Source organism: Streptomyces sp. H27-D2 (assembly GCF_035828615.1).
Lineage (GTDB): Bacteria > Actinomycetota > Actinomycetes > Streptomycetales > Streptomycetaceae > Streptomyces.
The window spans coordinates 1-2,128 of sequence record NZ_JAYMZR010000171.1; the positions used below are offsets into that span (position 1 = coordinate 1).

2 protein-coding genes are annotated in these 2,128 nt (G+C 73.8%); both read left to right on the plus strand.

Going from position 1 to position 2,128, the window contains the following annotated elements; translation table 11 throughout:
* Positions 1-114 precede the first annotated feature (114 nt).
* Positions 115-930 (plus strand): TlyA family RNA methyltransferase, encoded by an 816-nt coding sequence (locus QMK28_RS33250; RefSeq protein ID WP_326443422.1) that lies wholly within the window; start codon positions 115-117, stop codon positions 928-930.
* 98 nt (positions 931-1,028) lie between these two features.
* On the plus strand, positions 1,029-1,943 hold the full coding sequence (locus QMK28_RS33255; RefSeq protein ID WP_326443423.1) for an NAD kinase: 915 nt from the start codon (positions 1,029-1,031) through the stop codon (positions 1,941-1,943).
* Positions 1,944-2,128 lie beyond the last annotated feature (185 nt).

A 2,128-nucleotide genomic window follows, 5' to 3' on the forward strand; every position in this document is an offset into this window, starting at 1 on the left:
ATGTGCACCGGGGGCTGCGCGACGCGCTGACCGGGCTCGACCAGCGCCCCGGGCCGACGCCGCCCGTACCGGCGTCCCCCTCGTACGACCACAGGAGCTGAACCGCACGTGGCAGTGACCCGCCCGCGACGAAGTCGACTCGACGCGGAATTGGTGCGCCGCGAACTGGCCCGCTCGCGCGAGCACGCCAGCCAGCTGATCGCGGCAGGCCGGGTGACCGTCGGCGGCCTGCTCGCGACCAAGGCCGCCACCCAGGTCGAGATCAGCGCCGCCGTGGTCGTCCGCGAGGACGACGGCGACCCCGGCTACGTCTCCCGAGGCGGCCACAAACTCGCCGGCGCGCTCGCCGCCTTCGGCCCGCTCGGCCTGAGCGTCGAAGGCCGTCGCGCGCTCGACGCCGGCGCCTCGACCGGCGGCTTCACCGATGTGCTGCTGCGCGCCGGAGCGGCCGAAGTGGTCGCCGTCGACGTCGGCTACGGCCAGCTCGCGTGGTCCCTGCGGAGTGACGACCGGGTCACCGTCAAGGACCGTACGAACGTACGCGAGTTGACCCTCGACGCGATCGGCGGAGAGCCGGCCGATCTGATCGTCGGCGACCTGTCCTTCATCGCCCTGGGCCTGGTGCTGCCCGCCCTCGTCCGCTGCGCCGCCCCTGACGCCGACCTGGTGCTCATGGTCAAGCCGCAGTTCGAGATCGGCAGGGAGCGGCTCGGCAGCGGCGGAGTCGTCCGCAGCCCGGAGCAGCGGGCCGAGACGGTGCGTACGGTCGCGGCTCACGCGCAGAAGCTTGGTCTCGGCGTGCTGGGCGTCACCGCGAGCCCGTTGCCCGGACCTTCCGGAAATGTTGAGTACTTTCTGTGGCTGCGTGCCGGGGCGCCCAGACTCGACCCGGCAGATGTCGACCGTGCAGTGGCGGAGGGACCCCGGTGACCACAGAAACGACAGTGGCAGCAACGACGACGGCAGCGAGGGCGGCGGCGGTGAAGGCGACGGCGACGGCGGTGAGTGTCGGGACGGCGGACGCGGCGATGGCCGACGCGCCGGCGGCCGACGGCTCACGAACGGTGTTCCTGCTCGCCCACACCGGCCGCCCCGCGGCCATCCGCAGCGCCGAACTCGTCGTCCAAGGACTGCTGCGCTGCGGCATCGGGGTCCGGGTGCTCGCCGAGGAGGCCGCGGACCTGCCGCTGCCGCTGTCGGTCGAGCGGGTCGAGTCGGCCCCCGACGTCGTCGACGGCTGTGAGCTGCTGGTGGTGCTCGGCGGCGACGGGACGCTGCTGCGCGGCGCCGGTTTCGCGCGCGCCTCCGGCGTCCCGATGCTGGGCGTCAACCTCGGCCGGGTCGGCTTCCTGGCCGAGGCCGAGCGCGACGACCTCGACAAGGTCGTGGCCCGGGTCGTCACCCGTGACTACGAGGTCGAGGAGCGGATGACCCTCGATGTGCTGGTGCGCAACAACGGGCGCGTCGTGCACAGGGACTGGGCGCTCAACGAGGCGTCCGTCGAGAAGGCCGCGCGCGAGCGGATGCTCGAAGTGGTCACCGAGGTGGACGGCCGCCCGGTCTCCCGCTTCGGCGGCGACGGCGTGGTCTGCGCGACGCCCACCGGCTCCACGGCCTACGCCTTCTCGGCCGGCGGCCCGGTCGTCTGGCCCCAGGTGGAGGCGCTGCTGATGGTCCCGATCAGCGCCCACGCCCTCTTCGCCAAACCCCTGGTCACCGCGCCCGACTCGGTGCTCGCGGTCGAGGTCCAGCCGCAGACCCCGAACGGGGTGCTGTGGTGCGACGGGCGGCGGACGGTGGAACTGGCCGCCGGAGCGCGTGTCGAGGTGCGGCGGGGGGCCGTGCCGGTGCGGCTCGCGCGGCTGCACCAGGCGTCGTTCACGGACCGGTTGGTGGCGAAGTTCGCGCTGCCGGTCGCGGGGTGGCGGGGGGCGCCGCAGTAGCGGTGGCGACCGCGGGGGTTGGCGGTGCCGCGGGTGGATGGGTGTGCTCAGCCCGGTGGACGGGTGTCCTCAATCTCCCCCAGTCTCCGGCCGGGAGGCGAGGCGCAGGCCGAGCTGGTCCGAGCCGCCGCCGTTGAAGCGCAGGTCGATGACGAGACCGCGCAGCGCCCTGGGGCCTTCGGTCC

Excerpts from the sequence above, each read along its gene's own strand:
- QMK28_RS33255 (WP_326443423.1), top strand. The coding sequence starts at position 1,029 with ATGGCCGACGCGCCGGCGGCCGACGGCTCACGAACGGTGTTCCTGCTC.